This is a genomic window from Mycobacterium simiae (assembly GCF_008370645.1).
Lineage (GTDB): Bacteria > Actinomycetota > Actinomycetes > Mycobacteriales > Mycobacteriaceae > Mycobacterium > Mycobacterium simiae_A.
In genome coordinates, this window is the sequence record NZ_VTZN01000343.1 from 1 (window position 1) to 2,106 (window position 2,106).

Here is a 2,106-nt window from a genome sequence, read left to right on the forward strand (position 1 = left end):
TGGTCCAGGTGGTCCACCCACGAGGCCAATGTGGGCATAGCACCGGACGCGCGTACCGCTGACGCGCGGCCGGAAATCCCGCAGCTCCGGCACCACCGCCCGCAAGTCGCGCGCGAACGTGGATTTGCTGCCAGGCATATGCCCGCGTCCTCGGCCCAGTGGCGCCAGTCCGCGTACAAGACGTCACGCTCGACGGTGGCGTCTGGCCCTCGTACGCACCGGCCGCGGACGTACGCGCTCATCGGGGACGCTAGGTCCGCCATCAGAGTGGCAGCATCCTCGGATGATTTCGGCACCGTGAATCGGCCGTGGTGACGAGGCGGTCCAGGCCATCGAGCGCCCAGGCCGGATGCCGGACAGCTCGGCGGCCAGTCGGTCATCGAGGGTACGGTCCTCGCGCCCGAGGTAGCTGGTCGTCATACGCAGGATCAAGCATGCGGTTGGCGATCGCGTCCGACGCGTCGCGGAACCTCGGCAGCTCATTCGTGAGCACTGCAAATCTGTTGGGCAGCTTGCTATTCCACGGACTGCGGAACTTGCGGTCGATGGTCAGCATGTCCTCGCCGGTGATCGACAGCAGCCGCTCCACGATGGTGTTCGACGGTGCGGCGGACGACAACCGGGCATCGGAGATCATGGCCAGCGGCTTACCCAGTAGCGGCGACAGGCCGAAATGCGTTGCCAGGCTTGCTAGTGTCGGTCCGGCGACATGTCCGCGCCCGACTAGCGCTGTCAGCATCCGCGCGATGGTGCCCTTGCCCGACCGGGTGGGGCCAATCAGCAGTAGCAGCTTTTGCATGTCTGTGCGCCCGGAGAGCACATAGCCGAAGTACTCCTGCAGTAGCGCGATGGAGTCAGGGTCCTCAGGCCACACCGATGCCAGAAAGTCTAGCCACGCTTGTGGCTTCGGCGGATGCCGCTCGCAGGCGAAGGGCGCCGACACCACGTTGTACAGGGCGGGGGTGTGGTCGACGATTTCGCGTGTGGACAGATCGAGTAGGCCGCTGACGCATGAAATCATCTGCCCTGCAAAGGTTTCCGCCGCACTATGTAGGTCGATCCACGATGGCGGGTGTATGTCTGCTGACAGATGGCCGATAGCCTCCATGGCCTCGATCACACCTTGCGCTTGTCGGGCGACCAGGGTGTCTGCTCATAGTGGTCGATTTCGCCGTTTTTACGCACGGGCCGCATGTAGTCGACATCGCCTAGGGTGTCGCATATTTCGCTGCGCAGCTCAGCAGCGTCCGTCTCGGCCCAGTGGGAGGTGTGCCAGCGCATCCATCCGCCGCGCCACGCCACCAGCGTGCGTAATCCGTTGTCGTCGAGGCGGTATCGGCTGTACAGCTTGCGCGCCACGTCGAGCGGCGCGGACGGTGGCGGGTAGATCGGACGTTCGCCGGCCGGGGCCTCGGTCAGCGGGTCGTCCATCGGCCGCCCGTCCTCGTCGGGCCATATCGGATCTGGGTAGTCGCGCCCCGTACGGGATGCCCATCAGATCACCACCCGCGGGATGTACACGCCGCTACGTACCGCGTCGGCGTGCCGGCGGGTGCTACGCGCCACGGCAGCCCCCCAGTCGGCGGCCCCGGATATGTCACGTGACGCCTCGGCCCGCGCCTCCGGGCACGTCTCGACCCGCAGCGCCCAGTGCTGGGCGGCGTCGTAGATGGCGGCGAGCTTGGCCGGGTGGTCGTCGTCGAGCTGACACCACGCCGGTGTGCCGACCATCGGCCACGACCCGACCCCGGCCAGCAGCGGCGACACGTGTGTGTGCACCGACCACCAGCTGACCTGGTGCGATACGATGGCGGAAGATGTGTGGTCATCGGTGGGTCGGTCCTGTGGCGAGGCCGGCCTTCTCACGTCGGGGGGGCTCACGCGGCACCGCCGAAGGGCCGCATCGCGGCGTCGATCTCGTTCAAATCGACTCGAACTAAGCGGTTTCCGCTGCGATAGCCAATCAACCTGCCGTCGACGATCATTTGCCTGATGGTGCGGTCGGTGACGCCTCGTATCTCGGCAGCTTCGGCGATCTTCCCCTACCTGCGAGCACGGTTGGTTTCGCGAGTTTCGGTAGCGGTTGACGTTCGACGGGAAGATGAT

The 2,106-nt window shown here is 66.0% G+C and carries 4 protein-coding genes; all 4 read right to left on the minus strand.

The features are described from left to right. Positions 1–376: 376 nt before the first annotated feature. Positions 377–1,108: a DUF5906 domain-containing protein gene (locus F0Q45_RS25565; protein ID WP_149656532.1), complete on the minus strand. Its 732-nt coding sequence runs from the start codon at positions 1,106–1,108 to the stop codon at positions 377–379. Between the two features lie 8 nt (positions 1,109–1,116). Continuing rightward, a complete protein-coding gene (locus F0Q45_RS25570; RefSeq protein ID WP_149656533.1) occupies positions 1,117–1,431 on the minus strand; it encodes a hypothetical protein in 315 nt (104 codons plus the stop codon). 63 nt (positions 1,432–1,494) lie between these two features. After that, the gene (locus tag F0Q45_RS25575) at positions 1,495–1,881 is read right to left on the minus strand and encodes a DUF2742 domain-containing protein (protein ID WP_149656534.1); all 387 of its coding nucleotides are present in this window, start codon (positions 1,879–1,881) and stop codon (positions 1,495–1,497) included. Next, positions 1,878–2,036 (minus strand): excisionase family DNA-binding protein, encoded by a 159-nt coding sequence (locus tag F0Q45_RS25580; RefSeq protein ID WP_149656535.1) that lies wholly within the window; start codon positions 2,034–2,036, stop codon positions 1,878–1,880. Before F0Q45_RS25580 ends, F0Q45_RS25575 begins: the two co-directional genes overlap by 4 nt. Positions 2,037–2,106 lie beyond the last annotated feature (70 nt).

Excerpts from the sequence above, each read along its gene's own strand:
- F0Q45_RS25565 (WP_149656532.1), bottom strand. The coding sequence starts at position 1,108 with ATGGAGGCTATCGGCCATCTGTCAGCAGACATACACCCGCCATCGTGG.
- F0Q45_RS25570 (WP_149656533.1), bottom strand. The coding sequence starts at position 1,431 with ATGGACGACCCGCTGACCGAGGCCCCGGCCGGCGAACGTCCGATCTAC.